The organism is Vibrio sp. S457-15, from assembly GCF_000960545.1.
Lineage (GTDB): Bacteria > Pseudomonadota > Gammaproteobacteria > Enterobacterales > Vibrionaceae > Vibrio > Vibrio parahaemolyticus.
The window spans coordinates 166,678-187,637 of sequence record NZ_JYOQ01000174.1; the positions used below are offsets into that span (position 1 = coordinate 166,678).

Annotated in this window: 17 protein-coding genes; 9 read left to right on the forward strand and 8 right to left on the reverse strand. The window is 44.7% G+C overall.

The window, feature by feature from the left end; all coding sequences use genetic code 11:
* Nucleotides 1–82 precede the first annotated feature (82 nt).
* The gene (locus tag UF05_RS18080; RefSeq protein ID WP_041170741.1) at nt 83–1,420 is read left to right on the forward strand and encodes an MATE family efflux transporter; all 1,338 of its coding nucleotides are present in this window, start codon (nt 83–85) and stop codon (nt 1,418–1,420) included.
* Nucleotides 1,421–1,493: 73 nt separating this feature from the next.
* On the opposite strand, the gene UF05_RS18085 is transcribed toward UF05_RS18080, so the two are convergent.
* The gene (locus tag UF05_RS18085) at nt 1,494–2,471 is read right to left on the reverse strand and encodes a Gfo/Idh/MocA family protein (protein ID WP_025558320.1); all 978 of its coding nucleotides are present in this window, start codon (nt 2,469–2,471) and stop codon (nt 1,494–1,496) included.
* Between the two features lie 58 nt (nt 2,472–2,529).
* Complete coding sequence (locus tag UF05_RS18090) at nt 2,530–5,166, reverse strand: hybrid sensor histidine kinase/response regulator (RefSeq protein WP_045546221.1); 2,637 nt, start codon at nt 5,164–5,166, stop codon at nt 2,530–2,532.
* A 612-nt stretch (nt 5,167–5,778) separates the two neighbouring features.
* Between UF05_RS18090 and UF05_RS18095 the strand changes: the two genes are divergently transcribed.
* Both UF05_RS18095 and UF05_RS26370 read left to right on the forward strand, forming a co-directional pair.
* Entirely contained in the window at nt 5,779–7,212 is a 1,434-nt protein-coding gene (locus tag UF05_RS18095) for a glyceraldehyde-3-phosphate dehydrogenase (RefSeq protein ID WP_045546222.1), read from the forward strand.
* 235 nt (nt 7,213–7,447) lie between these two features.
* A complete protein-coding gene (locus tag UF05_RS26370; protein ID WP_175423965.1) occupies nt 7,448–7,675 on the forward strand; it encodes a hypothetical protein in 228 nt (75 codons plus the stop codon).
* A gap of 118 nt (nt 7,676–7,793) precedes the next feature.
* Here the strand turns inward: UF05_RS26370 and UF05_RS26375 are convergent, their stop codons facing one another.
* From UF05_RS26375 to UF05_RS18120, 4 genes are all read right to left on the reverse strand, one after another.
* Nucleotides 7,794–8,135: a hypothetical protein gene (locus UF05_RS26375; RefSeq protein WP_025794564.1), complete on the reverse strand. Its 342-nt coding sequence runs from the start codon at nt 8,133–8,135 to the stop codon at nt 7,794–7,796.
* A 347-nt stretch (nt 8,136–8,482) separates the two neighbouring features.
* Entirely contained in the window at nt 8,483–9,097 is a 615-nt protein-coding gene (locus UF05_RS18110) for a LysE family translocator (RefSeq protein WP_005463452.1), read from the reverse strand.
* Between the two features lie 93 nt (nt 9,098–9,190).
* On the reverse strand, nt 9,191–10,105 hold the full coding sequence (locus UF05_RS18115; protein WP_024700036.1) for a LysR family transcriptional regulator: 915 nt from the start codon (nt 10,103–10,105) through the stop codon (nt 9,191–9,193).
* A 19-nt stretch (nt 10,106–10,124) separates the two neighbouring features.
* Nucleotides 10,125–10,580, reverse strand: coding sequence for an Lrp/AsnC family transcriptional regulator (locus UF05_RS18120; RefSeq protein ID WP_005463448.1), 456 nt, complete (start codon nt 10,578–10,580; stop codon nt 10,125–10,127).
* A gap of 212 nt (nt 10,581–10,792) precedes the next feature.
* Between UF05_RS18120 and yjeH the strand changes: the two genes are divergently transcribed.
* Nucleotides 10,793–12,055 carry an L-methionine/branched-chain amino acid transporter gene (gene yjeH, locus UF05_RS18125; protein ID WP_045546223.1) on the forward strand — a complete coding sequence of 421 codons (1,263 nt, stop codon included), beginning with the start codon at nt 10,793–10,795 and terminating at the stop codon, nt 12,053–12,055.
* Between the two features lie 2 nt (nt 12,056–12,057).
* On the opposite strand, the gene pdxR is transcribed toward yjeH, so the two are convergent.
* Complete coding sequence (gene pdxR, locus UF05_RS18130) at nt 12,058–13,494, reverse strand: MocR-like pyridoxine biosynthesis transcription factor PdxR (RefSeq protein ID WP_045546224.1); 1,437 nt, start codon at nt 13,492–13,494, stop codon at nt 12,058–12,060.
* A gap of 110 nt (nt 13,495–13,604) precedes the next feature.
* Between pdxR and UF05_RS18135 the strand changes: the two genes are divergently transcribed.
* The 5 genes from UF05_RS18135 to UF05_RS18155 all read left to right on the forward strand — a co-directional run bounded on the left by UF05_RS18135 (nt 13,605) and on the right by UF05_RS18155 (nt 20,536).
* Nucleotides 13,605–14,276, forward strand: coding sequence for a pyridoxamine 5'-phosphate oxidase family protein (locus UF05_RS18135; protein ID WP_045546225.1), 672 nt, complete (start codon nt 13,605–13,607; stop codon nt 14,274–14,276).
* 159 nt (nt 14,277–14,435) lie between these two features.
* On the forward strand, nt 14,436–15,758 hold the full coding sequence (locus UF05_RS18140) for an ABC1 kinase family protein (protein ID WP_025605844.1): 1,323 nt from the start codon (nt 14,436–14,438) through the stop codon (nt 15,756–15,758).
* A 99-nt stretch (nt 15,759–15,857) separates the two neighbouring features.
* On the forward strand, nt 15,858–17,204 hold the full coding sequence (locus UF05_RS18145) for a magnesium transporter (RefSeq protein WP_005463430.1): 1,347 nt from the start codon (nt 15,858–15,860) through the stop codon (nt 17,202–17,204).
* An 806-nt stretch (nt 17,205–18,010) separates the two neighbouring features.
* Nucleotides 18,011–19,249 carry a cytosine permease gene (gene codB / locus UF05_RS18150; RefSeq protein WP_025622764.1) on the forward strand — a complete coding sequence of 413 codons (1,239 nt, stop codon included), beginning with the start codon at nt 18,011–18,013 and terminating at the stop codon, nt 19,247–19,249.
* A 9-nt stretch (nt 19,250–19,258) separates the two neighbouring features.
* Nucleotides 19,259–20,536, forward strand: a complete 1,278-nt coding sequence (locus tag UF05_RS18155; protein ID WP_045546226.1) for a cytosine deaminase — start codon at nt 19,259–19,261, stop codon at nt 20,534–20,536.
* Nucleotides 20,537–20,595: 59 nt separating this feature from the next.
* Here UF05_RS18155 and UF05_RS18160 read toward each other — a convergent pair whose 3' ends face one another.
* Nucleotides 20,596–20,778, reverse strand: coding sequence for a hypothetical protein (locus UF05_RS18160; protein WP_005463425.1), 183 nt, complete (start codon nt 20,776–20,778; stop codon nt 20,596–20,598).
* Nucleotides 20,779–20,960: the final 182 nt, after the last annotated feature.

Genomic DNA, 20,960 nt, shown 5'->3' on the forward strand with positions numbered 1-20,960 from the left:
TTACTCGAGGTTTCTTTTTGTCACTTTGTAGTCCAGTGTGTACAATAAAACCATTCTCGAATCCCAACACACTCTAATTTCTATGCCTTCAACTTCTACTAACGCACAACCTACGTTAGCAAAACAACTGTTTACGATGACATGGCCAATGCTGTTTGGTGTGTTGTCTTTAATGAGTTTTCAACTTGTCGACAGTGCATTTATCGGTCAGCTTGGCGTTTTACCGCTTGCCGCTCAAGGTTTCACCCTACCGCTTCAAATGGTCATTATCGGCATTCAAGTAGGCTTAGGCATCGCGACTACCGCTGTGATCTCTAAAGCCTTGGGCGCGAATGATGCTCGCTATGCCAAACAACTTGGCGGATTGGTCTTAATGATAGGTTCAATCGGTGTTGCGGTATTCGGCCTCTTAATTTGGCTGCTGCGTTACCCGATTTTATCTCTGCTCAGCGCGCCAGAAACTGTTATGCCTATCATAGATAGTTACTGGCCTTGGTGGCTGCTGAGCTCATGGGTTGGTGCAGTCCTTTATTTTTACTACAGTATTTGTCGTGCCAATGGCAACACTATGCTTCCGGGCACTATGATGATGGTGACAAGTGGTGTGAACTTGGTATTAGACCCGCTGTTCATTTTCACGCTCGATCTCGGCATTAATGGTGCAGCGTTGGCAACCTTAGTTGCATTTGGGTTTGGTATCCTTGTCGTTGCGCCAAGAGTGAAGCGCAACCAATGGGCTACAACGCAATGGCAAGATCTGAATGTGATGAAAAGCGTCACTTCGATAGGTAACATCATGGGGCCTGCCATGGTCAGTCAATTGCTACCGCCGCTCTCTTCAATGTTAGCGACCAAGTTGCTTGCCAGCTTTGGAACTGCCGCAGTCGCTGCTTGGGCGCTAGGCTCACGTTACGAGTTTTTTGCCATTGTGTCTGTATTGGCACTGACCATGTCGATGCCGCCAATGGTGGGGCGTTTGTTAGGCGCAAAGAACTATCGAGACATTCAATCTCTGGTTGGAATAGCGGTTAAGTTCATTCTTGGCTTCCAGCTTTTGATTGCGGCGATTACCTTCTTGCTTGCAAACCCGCTCGCGTTGTTAATGACAAGTGATACCCAAGTAGAACAAGTACTCCACATGCATCTAATGATTGTGCCAATAAGTTTGGGCTCTCTTGGCGTTTGTATGCTGATGGTGTCGATTTGCAATGCGCTAGGGAAATCGTACACAGCATTAACCATTTCGGCATTACGCTTGTTTGTTTTCTTCCTACCTTGCCTATGGCTGGGTGCGCAACTGGGCGGTATCAGAGGTCTGCTGTTTGGTGCATGTGTGGGTAATATTATGGCGGGTATTTCTGCTTACCTTACTTACCGTAAAACCATACACAAACTTGCGATAAAGCAAGCTACAGCCTAAGTTTTAGTATTAACAAAGAAGCCCTCAACTGAGGGCTTCTTACTATCAACTTTTGGCTATACCATGCACAAGTTTACTGGTCTACAGGGAATACTACGCCAGTCTGTTTGCGTACTTCAGTCAGTACTTTTGCAACGGTCAACGAACGTTGTTTCATTTGTTCATCAATCACACCAAGCTTTAACTGCTTCGCAAATGCTTCTGCTTCGTAGAACATATGATTCTCGGTTTGAGGCAAAGTTAGGGTCTCTTTTTCTTCACCACGAAGAATACGCTCTACACCACGGCCTGTGGCGATCATATCGACCAACACACTGCCTTGCTCACCTTGAAACTCGCTTGGGATAAGAGAATCACTGACTTTCGAGTGCAGAAGATTTACGTTAAAGCCATCATACGCCAGCGTTACGCTGCCGCATCCGTCAACGCCTGATGGAAGCACATGCGCACTGGCTTGAACAGAGTTCGGCTCACCAAACAACTCAATCGCAGAACCCACGCAGTAATAACCGATGTCCATGATGGAGCCATTGGAAAACGCAGGATTGAATGTGTTTGGATTTTCTCCATTTAGGTATTTTTGGTATCTCGATGAATACTGGCAATAGCTGATCGTCGCATGTCGTAACGGAGCGATAGACGGTAAGCTTTCTTTCAATACTTGGAAGTTTGGTGTGTAAGGCGACATAAACGCTTCAAACAACACAACGTTGTTTTCCTCAGCACAGGCAAACATCTGTTGTGCCAATGCGTAGTTCGAAGCCATTGGCTTTTCACAAATGACGTGTTTGCCCGCTTTTAACATTTGAATAGCTTGAGGAGCATGAAGCGAATTTGGACTGGCGATGTAAACCGCATCAATGTCTGCATCCTGACCTAATGCTTCTAGGCTGTCGTAATAAGTATCTGCATCATAAGGCGTGCCAAACAAACGCGCTTTTTCTATATCTCTCGAATACACAGCTTTAAGGCAAAACTGCTTGGTTTGGATTGCCGCTTCAACAAATTGTTGCGAAATCCAGTTAGTCCCGATAACAGCGAGTTTAAACATGTCACTTCCTTTATATTCGTTCTAAAAAGCCGTAATGAATTCGGCTTATCAGTGCGATTTAAGCAAGCTTTAGTTCATTAAACAACTCAAATAACTGGTTAGATTTATACGGCTTTGGCAAATACGCATCCATACCCGCAGCAAAACAATTGTGAATGTCCTCTTCCAACACACTCGCGGTCAAAGCAATGATGGTTGTTTTCTTGCAGCCCACTTTCTTTTCCCAACGGCGAATCTCTTTTGTCGCGGTTAGGCCATCCATCACCGGCATCATACAATCCATCAAAATGGCGTCAAACTGCTCACCTTTGGTGATGGCATCCAGCGCTTCTTGCCCGTTACTCGTAATTAAGTAGTCGTACCCTGCTTTATCTAAGAAAAAGCTCGCGATTTTTTGGTTCATTAGATTGTCTTCAGCAATCAGTATTCTTCGATGAGTTCGAGATATTTTAGATTCAGCGCGAGATGCAATATTTGTGACATTGTCACGCAATGTATTCTTCTCGAGCTTAGCTAGCTCTTCGATGGCATGTTTGAATCGATTACCCAAGAATGGTTGAGTCAACACGGCATGCACGTTTTCCGCGTTCGTGTAAGAGCTCGTCAAATGGTGCTGGCACACTACTAATCGACGAACATCATAAACTTCAGCCAGTTCACTCAGACAGCTATCGATATCCATCTGACCGTCATTACATAAGAAAATGACATCGAAATCTTCATCTAGCGCTTTTGCTTCCGAAAGTGAGTTAACGCCTACCAGCTCAATTTGAGCCAAACGACATTCTTGGACAATTTGTTCTGCATAAGCATAGTTATCACATATAAAGAGCCCTCTTTTGACCACATCGGAATGCCAACCAAAGAGAGGTAACGCCTCTACTTCTATTGAAAAACCAAAGCATGTGCCCACCCCCTTGGTCGAGGTTGCCACTAGCTTGCCTCCCATCATTGACACTAATTGGCGACAAATCGCAAGCCCTAGCCCTGTCCCGCCAAACTGTCTCGAAACACCTTCGTCTTCTTGAGTAAACGGCTCAAAAATGGTCGCCAGTTTGTCCCTTTCAATGCCGATGCCCGAATCCTTGATAAGGAATGTGAGCGAACCTCGCCCTTGCTCTAACGCTTCTTCGTAGCTCACGTCGACTGAGATATAGCCTTGTTCAGTAAACTTAACGGCATTGGAAACCAGATTAGTAATGATCTGTTTGATGCGATGATCATCGACCATCACGCGAGCCGGAATGTTTTCATCCAATGAAATATCGAGCTCAAGCTTTTTAGACGTAGCTTTAGATTGAAACAAAATCACCGATTGATAAACGACTTCGCGAATGTCAGCTTCAACCAACGACAATTCGAGGCGCCCCGACTCGATCTTAGACAAATCTAGAATATCGTTTAGCAATGCAAGCAAAGTGTGGGAAGAGGTATCGATGTCATCCACGACTTCTTGTTGATGAGGTGATAGCTCACTTTGCGACAAAATTTCAGTCATCCCCATGATGCCATTCAACGGCGTTCGGATCTCATGGGACATATTGGCAAGAAATACAGATTTTGCTCTATTGGCTGCCACTGCCGACTCTTTGGCGTGCAGTATTTCGTGAGTTTGCCTTTGCTTTTCTTCCACCACACGATTGACTTGCTGCGCAAAGAGAGTGAACTCGTCACTACCATCGACTGCGACTTTTTTCTCTTTTTCTTCCTCATTAACAAGGGCATTAAGAGCATGAATGATTGCGCCAATCTTACTGTTAACACGATACCAAGTGGCAAACCCCAACCAGCCAAGCAAGAGAAGAACTACCGCAACACCACAGGTAATGAGCAATACATTTCGTTTTTGCTCATTGACTTGAGTAAGTAGGGATTGCTCAGCTTGACGAGTAAATCCTTCAATCATCATTTGCAATCGCTGAACCCGAAAATCGAGTTCGTCAAGGTAAGCCGCATAATCGCTGCGTGGCATGTCGCCATTCATCAGCCTCGCTCTTGATTCCAAATTACGTTGATAGCGGGGGGAGCTGAAAAGGCCAAGCAGTTTATCGACATGCGCATAAGATGCCCCCAAATGCAAAAATGCATCTAGATTTTGCTGCTGACGATCAATGGTTTGAAAAAAAACGCTTTGGTTCAGCTTCGCATCTGGATCCATCACTAAACGGTAGGTCAGCCAAGCCTCTTTTTGCGTCCAATAAGATAATTGAGCAAGGTAAGCAATAAAGTTCTGCATGGCGTGCCCATCGCTATTTCCATACAGCTGATAGTTTTGTAGCAAGGAAAGCGACATTTCTTGCAACAACTGAAACGCCCAATCACCCACTTCATCTGTGTTGGTAAGATCCCCAGACACCATACCAAGCATCGCCTCTTTTAAATCATCGGCGTACTCGGAAGTGTGTGGATTAGTGGAAAATTTATGATGCATGGAGAGCACCACATTGTTTTGGACATCCACTTCGATACTTAAAGGCGTTTCCTGACCGTATTGGCGTCTGTCTTTTTCCATGCTGTAGATAAAGTGCGAAGCCTGAGATATTAGCTGGAATCCCTGTATGTTGCTTACGGTTTGATTGAGATGATCGACTCGCACCGAATTGGCATAAAACTGGTGGATCGCAAAAGCAACGATCACCACTGCGGGTAATAACGCTAACAACGCTAAACGTGTTTTGATTGATAATCTCAGCATCCATCTTTCCATGTGTTACGAACGCCTACTAATTTAATACTAGACTAGTTTCACACATTAATAATGGATATTAATGAGTTTAAAAACACTCTTATTTCACCTAGTAATACTAGGGATATAGGGTTACGACGGGGTCAGGAGCTTGTTTTAAAGTGTGATTCTAAGCAAGTTTTTTGATCATCAAAAATGAGCTAAACGCTCAAATCCAAGTCATACCTAAGCAGCAAAATGTAAAACAGACATTTATCATTTGAATGTTTACCACACCCGTTGTCTTATCGAGTGAGATCACACTAATTTAGAAAAAAATCGAGGGTATTTACATTTAGATTTTGAAGCTATTCGTTATCGTCACAAAAAAAGTTAGCAAGTTATTAAAAGTCAATAGTACAAACACCCCGCTTTAGTCACATTAATCAACCAGAAATAATGCCCTACTTAGCAGTTTTAACTGGTATTAATTTTCCTAGCAGAATAAGAACTCTCACCTTAGAATCCGCACACATAATTATTACAACCCGATTACATAACCCACCAAACTCCACACTCTACCGTTGAGGTAACAGTAGTGAGTATGGTTAGCCCTCAAAACGTGAAAGGTCCAATACAACAATGAGTCCAGAGAAATATCTCCAAGACTGGCAAACGAGCCAAACGATTGCTGAATCTATCTCCCCTCTTATTGGTAAGCTATATCGTCAAAAAGGAATCGAAGTGGTTCTGTTTGGTAAGACGCTTATCAACGCCACAACTATCGACATTCTCAAAACTCACCGCGTAGCAAGACGATACACTGGAAGCCCTCTTTCTTTAGAGCACACAATGCCGATCATCCAAGCATTGTGCGAAATGAGCATTTCTTCATGCCGCGTTGATGTTGGTCAACTGGCAACTAAGTATTGGAATGAGCATGAAGATACAGCAGCACTAAACGATTTCCTACAAACTGCACTTCAAGGCGCGCGTGATGCCGACTCTTCTCTAGCCGCTCGCGATGTTGTGCTTTACGGTTTCGGTCGTATTGGTCGCCTACTGACTCGTCTTCTTATTGAAAAGAGTGGCCCAGGTTACCCACTTCGACTGCGCGCAATTGTTGTTCGTGGCGGTAAGAAAGGTGATTTAGAAAAACGAGCTAGCCTACTTCGTCGTGATTCTGTACACGGTCAATTTAACGGCAGCATCGTGATTGATGAAGAGCGCAAAGCGCTTATCGTTAACGGCAACTACATTCAAATCATCTACGCAAACAATCCTAGTGATGTAGATTACTCTGTGTACGGCATCAACAATGCACTTGTTGTTGATAACACAGGAGTGTGGCGTGATTCTGAAGGTCTGAGCCAACATTTAGCGTGTAAAGGCGCAGAGAAAGTACTGCTAACGGCTCCGGGCAAAGGCGACATCAAGAACGTTGTATTCGGCGTTAACGAATCTGTGATTCAAGAAGATGACACCATCATCTCTGCAGCGAGCTGTACCACCAACGCAATCACACCAGTTCTAAAAGCATTGAACGACAAATACGGCGTACTTTCGGGCCATATTGAAACCGTTCACTCTTACACGAATGACCAAAACCTGATCGATAACTTCCACTCAGGTGACCGTCGCGGTCGCAGTGCATCTTTGAATATGGTTCTAACTTCAACTGGCGCAGCTAAAGCAGTAGCAAAAGCACTGCCAGAGCTAGCTGGTAAACTAACAGGGAACGCAATTCGTGTACCTACGCCAAACGTATCAATGGCGGTTGCAAACCTTAACCTAAGCACAGATGTTGATCGCGACTCTCTGAACGATTACCTACGCGAAATGGCACTCAACTCTGAGCTTTCAGCGCAGATTGATTACACAGATTCAACTGAAATCGTTTCAACAGACTTAGTGGGCTCTCGCCATGCTGGCGTTGTAGATGGTCAAGCGACTATCGCACAAGACAAGCGTTGCGTACTGTACATTTGGTACGACAACGAATTCGGATACAGCTGCCAAGTTGTGCACTGTATGGAACAAATGATGGGCGTTCGTTACCAAACATTCCCTCGATAGGTGAACTTTGCTCCACAACGTTAACCACAATGGGTAACGAGCAATAACCCAACATTTGTTCTGATAATAAGCGCTTTGCGCAGTACTAATATTGATTCCCCGTTTATGCGCCTGATGACCCTCAGGCGCTTTTTCGTTCGTATCATTTGACAATCTCCGGACAAAGCAAACAGAACCATTCATGTTTTGTTCATGTTCGCAGCGTTAATCTGAACACATAGATTGAAAAGAGGTCATGATTATGAATCGAATTATTGTTACTGCACTGGCATTGATTACTGGCTTTTTCGCATTAGTATTTAGCCTAATCATGGCGATTCCATTGACCATCGCAGCCCTGATCACAGGCAAACGAATTGAAAAACGCGTACGGAAAATGCAAAAGGAAATGCATGACGAGTATGAGTTTAATACTGGTAAAGCCGATGCCATCGAAGGTGAATTTGAAGAGGTTCGCCGATAACGAAATTACTGTGTTTCTCTTCCCCCTAATGTTCCTGAGAAACTTCTTGCTTACACCCAGACTTGCCCCACAAGCTGGGTGTTTTTTTATTTTGCAGGCGTATTTTCCCAGTACACAGTTAAATAGATTTTTTCTCGCCAGAGGCACGTCTACTCATCTCATCATAGCCAGTATCCCAAAGCTCTCCATCGACTCCAGCGTACGGGTTGGACTCTTTAGAGCGTCCTTCTAAAAAAGCGTCTCTACCTTCATTTTTAATCTCGCTCACTTTATCTAGAACAAAATTGAAGTGCTTAGGATCCACTCTAAGCAAAACCATAGCTAGAAGCCCTATACCAGCTAATATAAATACAAGAAGAGTGAAGAACTCAAATACACTCTTTCCAGTTAAAAATATCCACCCAGCACTAAATAGGCCAAGTAAAACAACGATCGGAATCAAGCTAGTTACTTTTTGCACTTTTCTCTCACTTTCTTCAACAGTTGTAAAATCTCTATCCCAAGTAGGGATAAGTAAGAGGAAAATCCGTTTACTTAAACAAGTTTTCTCACCTTAATAAGCGACTGATTCGCAATAAGTGTTAAGTGAGCTCTTGCTTTGATTATAACTTATGACTTCCAAGTCATAACTGCAATTGACGTTTTGTTTACTTTAAAATGAACCAAAGTAACATTTATTGATAAAAATAATTTTTAATTATAAGCCACATTTACTATAAGTAAATGTCTCATAAACAACACTTGAGATAACAAAAAGGCAGCTCATTGGCTGCCTTTGGGTTTGTTATATCGAGCGTCTTGAAAGTCTTAAACCGTAACCACCACTCTTAGTGCTAAGAGCATAAGTACAACACCAGATAACCGGTCAATGAGAACCGCTTTGGAGCGAATTTTATCGACCACTCTGGAGCTTGATAACACCAACGTAATAAAGGTGTACCACAAGCCATCGACAACAAAAGGTGTCGCAACAATGATCATTTGGTTACTCAGATCATTTCCAAGCGCGACAAACTGGCTAAACAAAGCAATAAAGAACAGTGCGATTTTAGGACTTAGAATAGAGATAAGGAAACCTTCTCTAGCAGATTGAAGTACGGTCGTTTCCTCACCAGATTCCAACTTGGCGGCCACTCCACCTTTGGATCGCAGCGCGTTAAAACCTAAGTAAGCCAAATAAGCTGCGCCCGCTAAACTGATGGTTTTGAACAGCATTGGGCTCTGCTGCAGCACAACCGCAAGACCGATCAACGTGATAAACGCATAAATCCCGATCCCAAAAGCATGCGCCCATGCCGTTGCCAAACCATTCATTCGTCCACCAGCCAAAGCATGTTTAGCAACGATCGCTAAGCTAGGCCCTGGCGACATAGCCCCTAATAAACAGACTGTAAAAAGTGATAACCAAACTGTTAGTGTCATAAAAATCTCCCCTCTTTGACGTTAATTTATCAATAGAGGTGATATAAACTGAAATCAAAGTTAATCATGAAAGTCATGATTGAAACTCATAGTCTAGTGAATTGAGTATTCTGATTGCTGCATAACGCTTTGCATCGTTTCCCGTATCCAACGATGCGCAGGATCGTTATCGTACTTTGGATGCCACATCAGCCAGTATTGATGGATTTGAGTATCAAATGGCAGAGGTTTATGTGCCAAACTCCAATGCTTAGCGAGGTTCACCGCGATATGCTCAGGAACGACCATCAAATGTTCACTTGAGACTAGGCGATTAACCGCCGCCGAGAAAAATGGGACTTTAAATGTGATATGTCGCGCCAACCCCATCTCTTTTAAAACCGTGTCGGTGCTTGAATCTTTATCGCCGCCACCCGTAACTTTTATGTGCGAATAACTGAGTAACGCATCCACCGTCAGCTCTTTATAACTCGCTAGCGGGTGTGACGCTTTCATCAAACACACCGAGGTATCAGAACCAATGTTCACGCTTGAAACGCCTTCTGGTTTTGAAGGGTACATGGACGATGCGATGTGGATACCCAGTTCATGCAACTTATCGAGAAAATCTGGTTGCCATAAGCGATAAGCCATATCCAGTTGCGGCGCGAGCTGGCTTAAATGGGAAGCGATATCTGGAAGAACGTACTGAGCAACATAGTCACTAGACGCGACAACTAACTCACCTTGCCAATCTGCCGGTTCGAACGGTTTATCATCAAGCAGATGATCAAACTCAGACAGCAAATCATCAAGTTTAGCTTTTAACGCTAACGCTCGAGGTGTGGGTATGAGCAAGTTCCCCTGACGGACAAGCAACGGATCGCCACAAAGCTCTCTAAGCTGGGCTAATTGGCGGCTGACCGCAGATTGAGTCACGTGCAAGCGCTCGGCAGTGCGGCTTACATGGCATTCCTCAAGCAGCACATGCAACGACCTCAGCAGATTTAAATTGATGTTGTTTAACATACTCAACCCACTTGATGCTTCACTTTACGAACTTGTTTCCGGTCGTATTAAAAAACTCGGTCAGAACCGTATGCGTCATCAAATGACGCAGTTCAGGAAAGCGTTGAATTTGGTCTCGAATTTCATTGAGCCGATTCATGTTAGGGACTTCCACAAATACCATCATGTCAGTTTCGCCGCTGATTGCATGGCACCATTTCACACCATCAATTTTATACAACTCATCAGCATAGGATTCACAGTAGTAAGATGATATGGATGTGTCGAATTTCAATGCGAAGTAGGCACAGATCGAATCCCCCTCAGGAGGCGCAATTTCAGCGTGATAACCTAAGATGACTTTGTCATTTTCTAACTTGCGAATACGAGCCGTGACGGCCGAGCGAGATAAATTGACCTTCTCCGCAATCTCGGTGACCGACAACCGCGCGTTATGCCGGAGGATATCAATGATCTTGTGATCAAATTTGTCCATAAATATACCAAGCTTCCCTTAATTTTCTTATTCTATACCGATTCTAAATGCATAAGAAACCAACATTTTGTTGGATTTATTTAAAACAACCGTCATATTGACGGTGAACACGCGCATTTTGTTTTTTGGAGTTCAGATATTCTATCTTCAACCCAAAGTCCAATTAAGGCGCAGCATGGAACGCGCACTTAAATAAAACCTCCGAGAAACGCATGGAACAGCTAAAAAAAGACATCTCTCTTATCTCCGGTATCGCCCAGTTGTCCACAACCTTGATGGGAACAGGCTTGTTTATGATTCCCGCTATCGCGGCAGGAATCGCTGGCCATTTTTCTTTGTGGGCTTGGGTCCTTTTATTCATCGCGATTTGTCCAATTGCGCTGACTTTTGCCCAACTTGGTAAGCGCTACCCGAATGCTGGCGGCACGGCATTTTTTGTGCGTCAAGCTTTTAACTCGAGATTGGAAAGCAGCGTGGCTTGGTTATTTGTCAGTGTGATTCCCGTTGGCGTGCCTGCCGCGATTGCCCTTGCTGCTGGCTTCCTTCAACAGTTGCTTCCTGAGTCAATCAACAACCACTTATTTGCGCAAGTATTGATGGTTTTTCTGCTCATCTTGGTCAACCTATTGGGCACCAAATCATCAGCGCGCTTGCAAACCATCATCGCATTGAGTGTTTTTGCTTTGGTTGGTGCATTTTTGTTTAAAGGCGAAATCAATAGCGCAGATCTTTCAATGCCGACTCTCACAACAGAGTCCATTTGGCCTATCACCGCAGCACTTGGCGTGATGTTCTGGTGCTTTGTTGGCATCGAAGCCTTTGCTCACATGGGGGAAGAGTTTAAGAATCCGCAACGGGACTTCCCGGTCGCGATTATCGTCGGCTGTTTTGTTGCTGGTGCAACTTACTGGGCTTGTTCTGTTGTCATCTTAAAGTTTGGTGCTTATGGCAGCGCACAATTCGATAATGCTTCCATCCCTTGGTTAAGCGCCCATTTATTGGGAGATAGCGCAAAGTGGCTCATCAGTATCATTGGATTTTCTGCGTGCTTTGCCAGCGTTAACTTATATACCCAAAGCCTATCAAGAATGGTTTGGGCTCAAGCGCGCGAACATCGTCCAAACAGTCCACTGGCTAAAATTTCGCGTAGAGGCGTACCTTCATCAGCAACGTTTTTAGTCGGTGCGGTGCTACTTGCGTCTTGTGTGATTGGGTCGTTATCCAAACTCGATTTAGAGTTTTTCCTTAAGCTGGCCAACAGTATTTTTGTTTTGGTTTATCTATTGGCAATGCTAGCTGCATACAAATTGCTACACGGACTAGGAAAAACCCTCGCGGCGATTTCCTTAGTGTTATGTACAGGTGTGTTCATCTGTTTAGGTTGGTCTATGCTTTACGCCCTTGGCATTTTTGCGCTGCTCTCTCTGCCGTGGAAACAATGGCGACAAAAACGACACTCGAGCATTATCGAATAACTTCAGACGTCAAATAGCTCAAAGAGGCGTTTAATCAACGGGTCAATGTTGTCAAGAAGAACATTCCCATATCCGATCACGACGCCCTGCCAATCTCGAGCTTTAAAATCGGGATGCTCATAAAAACTGACTGGGCGCATCACGATGCCCGCCTTTTTGGCTCGTTGCGTCCACGTGTTTTCATCAATCCCTTGTTGCCAGCTCAACGTAACGTGCAACCCCGCCGCTTGGCTAATAACTCGAACTTTGTCACCAAAATAATGCTGAATAGAGAAACAGACTTGTTCGTGTTTCGACTTGTACACTCGCCTCATTTTACGAATATGTCGCAGCAAGCTTCCTTCTGAGATAAAGTCCGCCATCGCGGCTTGAATATGACTTGGTGTGTCACCACTAAGTGCGTCTTTCACCATCAAACATTTATCTACCAGCGATTCAGGCACAACGAGATAGCCAAGCCTCAAACCATTAAACATGACTTTACTAAAAGAGCCGATGTATAACACTCGCTCGTCTCGGCCCATTTGTGCGGCTAACCCTTGCAAACTGGTGTATGGACGATGTGCAAATTGGAATTCACTGTCGTAGTCATCTTCAAGAATCCAAGCCTCTTGGTTCGATGCCCACTCAATGATTTGTGCTCGCTGCTCAGTGTTTAAAGTCGTCCCCATCGGATATTGGTTACTTGGCGTGATATAGAGTGCATCTGCAGTACTTTGCGTGACGGAATCAATATCAAAACCCACTTTTTGTCTTACGAATAACGGTTCAAATTGATATTGCTGAAACAGGATCAACTTGCGCATCTGCGCATAACCTGGCTGTTCCATTAGCACTCTACTTCCTGACGTTAATGTTGCCATGGTGGCGATACACAACGCTTGCTGCGCGCCTGACGTGATGATGATTCGACTAGGCGTGCAGTTAACTGAACGGCTCGACGCTAAGTAATCCGATAAAGCGCATCGAAGCTCCCTGAGACCTTGAATGTCTTGATTGCCTAGCAGACACGTGCGGGATAAATGACGACTGAGATATTTTTGCCACAAAGCGGTTGGAAAAAGCGATAAATCGGGTACACCGGGCGCGAAACTGGCATTCACATCCAACGTTGCTGGCGGAAGGTTGGCAGCTTGAGTTGGCAACTTTTCAGGCAAGTATTGTTCTGGCAACTCAACAGCAACAAAAAAGCCTGAACCACGCTGGCTGACCAAGTACCCTTCAGCAACTAACTGTTCGTAGGCAGAAATAACCGTGTTGCGGCTAAGGTTCAACTCTTGTGCCAGTTTACGAGTCGACGGTAGCTTGCCGTTCTTGGGCCAAAGCCCTCGAACAATCTTATCCCTTATTGCAAAAAATACAGACTGCTGGCGCGTACCGCTGCCTGTTTTTACGCACAAATCACCCACATCGATTAACGACAAATTGGATCCATCCATAGTTTTAAAGTGGCTCTCTCTAAGCTACCAGTTAAACGCTACATTGCAACGACACGCTTAGGAAGAAAATGACTATTTCTCATTACTGTGAGTTGGTTAGGGAGACCACCATGCTATCGAATACAAAAAGAACAGAAATCAAAAAAGGCGCTCATAAAGCGGTGACTGAAGTTGAAAAGCTGCACACGATTATTGATGAAAGCCTAATTGCCCATATTGCAATCACCAACGAGTCAGGACCAGTGGTTATCCCTATGTTAGCTTGGCGCGTCGATGATTTTGTATACATCCACGGCGCAAATAACAGCCGACTGTTACGCTCCCTCAAACAAGGCCAACCGACATGTCTCACCTTCACCTTGTTTGATGGTTGGGTATTGGCGCGTTCCGCATTTCACCACAGCGCGCATTATCGCAGTGCGGTTGTGTTTGGTCAGCTTGAAACTGTTGAAAACAATCAGGAAAAAGATCGTTTACTAAACCACTTTCTCGAACAAATCGCGCCGGGAAGAACAGAACATGTCCGTTTGAGTAACGAGAAAGAGCTCAGCGCCACCATGCTTCTGCGTATTTCTTTAGAGGAAGCATCGGTAAAAATCAGTCGTTTTGGTGTCAACGACGACGCTCAAGATATGGATATTCCGGTTTGGGCGGGGGTACTGCCATATCGAACCGTCGTGGGGCCTCTTGAACCATGTTCGGATTTGTATGAAGGCATCGAAGAACCCGATTACAGCAGCGCCTATCCTAACCGCTGGTACGCTTCGGAGAAACTCAGCTAAGAGCTCCTGTTGCTAACCCTCTCACTTTTGCTAACGCTCTCAATAGCAACTTTCATCCAATCTCCTAAATCACCGCTGGTCCTGCCAGCGGTGCTCGTAACTTTGTATCCAAAAGCTTCAATTTCCCGTATAACAAACCATGAGCAATAGGAGAGAGTTATGTCGGGAAAGGAAAGAAACCTACCAACACACCGTATTTCTAGATTCAGCAAATTTGCCTCGCTCGCAACAAGAGTTGCGGGCAATGTTATTGCTGAAGGCACCAAGCAAATCGCCAAAGGCAACCGACCGAAAGCAAAAGACCTTTTGCTCACCCCTCAAAATATTGCACGACTGACCGATCAACTGGCGCACTTACGCGGCGCAGCCATGAAACTTGGTCAAATGCTGTCGATGGATGCGGGAGATATTCTTGAACCGGAGTTGGCCGAGATTTTAGCCAGATTGCGTTCAAACGCCGATCCAATGCCATCAAAGCAGCTCAACAGCGTGATGGTAAATGCACTTGGTGAACAGTGGAAATCCGCGTTTCTTGCTTTCAACTTCAAACCTATTGCGAGTGCATCCATAGGGCAAGTTCACCAAGCCTACAGCGATGCTGGCGATAATTTGGCAGTAAAAGTGCAATATCCCGGTATCAGAAAGAGCATCGACAGCGACGTCGATAATGTCGGTACGCTTTTGAAAATTGTTGGCCTTATCCCTGAGTCTGTTGACTATAAAGGACTGTTGGAAGAGGCGAAAAAACAGCTGCACGACGAAGCCAATTATGAGCGAGAAGCTCAGTTTGCCTGTAGATATCACGAGGCTCTACAAGGCCATCCGCATTTTGTGGTACCAAAAATCTACCCGGAAATGTCATCCCAATCCGTTCTGGCTATGTCGTTCATTCAAGGGACGCCCATAGAGAAAATCGCAAACTACGATCAAGAAACTCGCGACTTTGTAATGCACAATTTGTTGGAACTGCTGTTTAAAGAACTGTTCGAATTCAAAATGGTGCAAACCGATCCAAACTTCGCAAACTACCTCTATCTTGAACAAAGTAAACAAATCGGGCTGTTAGATTTTGGCGCAACCCGCGAATACAGTGAACGTTTTAGTTCCGGTTATCGCCAAGCCTTTTCATCTGTCGTGAACGATGACGAACAAGGGCTCAACGATGCTTTAGAGCAAATAGGCTTTTTCGCCCAAAGCATCAAACCAGAGCAGAGAACGGCGATTTTAGATTTGGTCAAAATGGCATGCGAACCCATGCTAATTAATGAAGCTTATGACTTTAAAGCCAGCGGACTGGCGCAAAAACTGCGAGAAGCTGGAACAATTCTGAGTATGGAGCAAGATTATTGGCATACCCCACCAGCCGATGCCATATTCTTGCACCGAAAAATTGGTGGCATGTATTTGCTCGCCGCTCGAATCGGTGCAAAAGTAAACATTCGTCGATTAGTGCAACCATATCTCAAGATCAATAGTGGATAGCCTATTGTTTTTCTGTCACTTTCAAGTACCTTGAGCAGTTATTCTGCGTCATCAACAGCCCACTTTATCCATGAAAACGAATTAACTATCGGGGGCTCGGTGAGCAAGTTTCAAGATCTCTCCACTCTAATCCAACAAATTGGCCAAGCCGAAGAATCGGATCAAGTCGCAACGCTCAATGAATCTATCGAAGCGGGTCTCGAACCCGGCGCGGTTGCGCTTATCCTCGAAGCTTTCCCTATCGAAGACCGTGTTCGGTTATGGAGAGCATTGCCGTTAGAACTTCATATCGACGTTTTGACAGAGATGCGTGCCGATGTACGTTTCTCTATCATCAATGCGTTGTCTGAAGTCGAACTCAAACTCACCCTCGCTAAACTCGACAACTTATCGTTGATCGAATGGGCAGACTCGTTACCAGAATCCATCATCAATGAAGCGCTCGCTTTAATTGAAAAAGACGAGCTTGAACTGTACGACCAAGCGAATGAATATGAAGACGATGAGCTAGGTCGCTGGGCGGAGCGTAAAATCATTACGCTGCCGTTCAATATTACGGTCGGAACCGCAAAGCAGTTGATGGAACGCTACAGCTACGATACGCCGCAGCAAGTGTACCTGATTAACCGAAACAAACAGTTCCGTGGCGCAGTAAACTATTACGAGATCTTAAGAAGTGATTCAGGCGTGCGTTTGAAAACACTTGAGATTGAAACCGTTACCGTGTTGGACAGCAAAATGACACTGCCAGAGGCGGTAGAGGCGTTAGAGCATAGCGCCCTACCCGCGCTCCCCGTAACAGATGCTGACCAAACTCTCATTGGTGAGGTCGATTGGCAATTTGCATTAAGTACGCAACGAGAAATCTACGAAGCGCGCTTAATGGCCGGTACTGGTATGGATGAAGGCGATGACTTATTTGCGCCAGTACTAAAAAGCTCACAAAAACGTGGCGTGTGGTTGGGCATCAATTTGCTGACTGCAATTTTAGCCTCTGTCACTATCGGACTGTTTGAAGATGTGATTGCTCAAGTGGTGGCTTTGGCCGTGCTCATGCCAATCGTTGCATCGATGGGTGGCATCGCGGGCAGCCAAACGCTCACTCTGATGGTTCGTGCGATGGCGCTTAATCAGATCACTCCAGGTAACCGTTTCAAGCTATTGAAAAATGAACTGGGTATTGGAGCTCTGAACGGCATTGCTTGGGCACTGATTATCGGCGGGTTAGCCGGATTGTGGTTCCAATCGCCAGTTTTAGGCGGAACCATCGCTCTGGCCATTATCGTCAACATTATTACCGCTGCTTTGTTTGGCGTGTTGATACCCATTATTCTGGATAAGTTCAAATTGGATCCAGCCTTAGCAGGCTCGGTTATTCTAACGACAGTGACAGATGTGGTTGGTTTTTTCGCCTTTTTGGGAACGGCGAGTTTAGTCATGCTCTAAAAAGTCCACTGTTTATTAATCAATCATTAGCATAATAGAGACAAATTGCATAACGCACTTGCAAATTGCAAAAACATTCAAAGTTTAAGCAACGTATGTCACAGAAACCACGATTTTCGGGCATATAAAAGTTGGCACAGTAACTGCATTATATAAATTGACCCTTCTTAAGCCGAGGGTCACCTAGCCAACTGACGTTGTTAGTGAACTTGATTTTGTTCACATGTATATAAGCCAATCGCACTCTTTGCGGTTGGCTATTTTTTTATGCGGCTACTGCTCTCCTTTATCCTCTGACAGAGCTCTATTGTACTTTTCTTGCCCTCAACCGACTGTTTACTGTTTATAAAATTCAAAAATTCCTTCAATAAACCATCATAAATACCGATTTCAACAAAAACAAACTACCTAACCCAAATAAAACCAAGAAAACACACCTAAAAAAGAACAAATAACGCCCAAACCAAAACACTCATCATGAAATCGTTTTCTTTTCATAGAAATCGACTGAACAATCTAGAGTTATAGATAAATTTTATCCATAAGCACAAATAGTAGTAAAAAGCATTCATTTCACACAGAAAACTCGTCAAGAAATCATAAAAACACACGTAAAAATACATTTTTCATTTTTAGAACAACTCATTTAACTTATTGTTATTTAACAATAAAAAATACAAACAAAACCAAGTAAACGTTTAAATTTCAATTTTATCATTGACTATCGAATTTACATCACGATAATACGCGCCGTTTACCTGAAAATCAGGTGCTATAATTTAATCTTTTACTTTGCGGAGGTAATAATGGCTGGAGACAATAACTACAGTCTTGGACCAGTTCCCAACACGGCCAGAAAAGGCGTGGCGTCACTAACCATGGTGATGTTAGGACTCACTTTTTTCTCCGCAAGTATGTGGACAGGTGGTTCTCTCGGTACTGGGCTCTCCTTTAATGATTTTTTCCTCGCTGTTCTCATCGGTAACCTAATCCTCGGTATTTACACTTCTTTCCTCGGTTACATCGGCGCTTCTACTGGTCTCTCTACTCACCTTCTTGCTCGTTTCTCTTTTGGTTCTAAAGGCTCTTGGCTTCCTTCTGCTCTTCTTGGCGGTACTCAAGTTGGGTGGTTCGGAGTTGGTGTCGCGATGTTTGCGATTCCGGTGCATAAAGCAACGGGCATCGATACCAATACTTTGATCCTTGTCTCCGGTTTGCTCATGACCGCGACCGTTTACTTTGGAATCTCAGCACTAATGGTGCTGTCAGCAATCGCCGTTCCTGCCATTGCGCTACTTGGCGGTTACTCTGTCGTAGAAGCAGTAAATAGCGTTGGCGGTATTCGCGAACTACAACAAGTTCAACCAACCGAACCACTCGACTTTTCAATGGCTCTCGCGATGGTTGTAGGCTCTTTTGTCAGTGCAGGCACATTAACGGCAGATTTCGTACGCTTTGGCAAAAAGCCACGCAGCGCCGTGATGATCACCATGGTGGCATTTTTCATCGGTAACTCGTTAATGTTTATCTTTGGCGCGGCAGGTGCATCGGTGACTGGTCAATCAGACATCTCTGAAGTGATGATTGCGCAAGGTTTATTGATTCCTGCCATCATCGTACTTGGGTTAAACATTTGGACGACCAACGACAACGCGCTCTACGCATCAGGTCTTGGATTTTCCAACATCACTGGCTTACCAAGTAAATACATCTCGATGGCGAACGGTCTTGTTGGCACACTTTGCGCTCTCTGGCTCTACAATAACTTTGTAGGCTGGCTGACCTTCTTATCGTTGGCAATTCCACCGATTGGCGGCGTGATCATCGCTGACTTCTTCACGAACCGTAAACGCTACGCAAGCTTTGAAGCCACCCAGTTCCAAAGCGTAAACTGGGCTGGCATTATCGCTGTAGCGATTGGCGTTGGTGCAGGACACTTCCTTCCTGGCGTAGTACCGATTAACGCTGTACTTGGCGGCGCAATTAGCTTCCTAATTCTTAATCCTATTCTCAACAAAAAAGCACTGGCTTCACAGCCAGCGTAAGGAACCATCATGACAACACTACTGATCAAAAACGTAACGCTAAAAGGACAAGAAGGTCTGCAGCAAATTTTGATTGAAGATGGTCAATTCAAGCGCATTGAAAGCAACGATGTGGAGCTTAATCACAACGGTGACACCATAGATGCTGAAGGCGGTATGGCGGTTGCGCCTTTCTGCGAGCCACACATTCACCTAGATACAACGCAAACCGCTGGCGAGCCAAGCTGGAACATCTCTGGCACATTGTTTGAGGGTATTGAACGTTGGGCTGAGCGCAAAGAAATGCTGTCGATTGAAGACGTGAAAGCGCGCGCAAAACAAACCTTAAAATGGCAGATCGCAAACGGCGTACAACACGTTCGTACTCACGTCGATGTTTCTGATCCAACGCTTATCGCTCTCAAAGCGATGCTAGAAGTACGTGAAGAGATGAAAGAATGGGTAGACATCCAAATCGTCGCCTTCCCGCAGGAAGGTATTCTCTCTTACCCAAATGGCAAAGAGCTGCTAGAAGAAGCCGTCAAATTGGGGGCGGACGTGATTGGCGCGATTCCCCACTTTGAATTCACACGCGAATATGGCATTGAATCGCTGCACTACGTGTTCGAATTGGCGCAAAAATACGACCGTCTGATCGACGTACATTGTGACGAAATCGATGACGAGCAATCTCGCTTCGTTGAAACACTGGCAGCATTAGCGCACAAGTTTGATATGGGGAATAAAGTCACGGCAAGCCACACAACGGCAATGGGTTCCTACAACGGTGCATACGCATCTCGCCTGTTCCGTTTATTACGCATGTCCGGTATCAACTTCGTGGCAAATCCATTGGTGAACATTCACTTACAAGGCCGCTTTGATGATTACCCAAAACGTCGCGGCGTAACACGAGTGAAAGAGATGCTAAATGCAAACATCAACGTTTGCTTTGGACACGATGACGTATTCGACCCATGGTATCCACTTGGTACAGCAAACATGCTGCAAGTGCTACACATGGGCCTGCATGTATGTCAGGTCATGGGTTACGAGCAAATTAATCACTCACTCGTTCTCATCAGCACCAACTCAGCGCGTACATTGAACATTCAAGACAAGTACGGAATTGAAGAAGGCAAACCAGGTAGCCTACTGATTCTTCCTGCTGAAAATGGCTTTGATGCAGTACGTCGCCAAGTACCTGTTCGTTACTCGGTTCGTCACGGTAAAGTCATTGCAGAAACACAACCTGCGACAACTCGTATTCATCTTGAACAACCAGAACAAGTGACGTTCAAGCGCTAAAGTTCTTAAAAAGACCAACCGAAACGAAAAGGGTCTGACTATTTAGTCAGACCCTTTTACTATTTTTTAGTACGTTGCGTTAATTGTCTTCGACAACTAATGATGTTTCTGATCATGGATGGACTATTACCCAGATAAACAACATGCCCTTCTTCATCAACGACCGCGGGTACCACTTTTAAGCCTTTCATATCTGCGCCATTTTCGACCAGTTTACGCTCTAGCTCATATAAATCCTGCATATCATCGACTCAGTTAACTCACCATTTGCGCGGAATCCTATCGCTCTGAAAGCAAAAGTATCATGATCAAGATCACAAAAACCACACTAAACAACTATAAAAATGGGATTGAGATCACTCAAAAATGCAATCTATAAACCCAAATTTTCTGTGCTACTGAGTCATATTTATAAAATTAATAA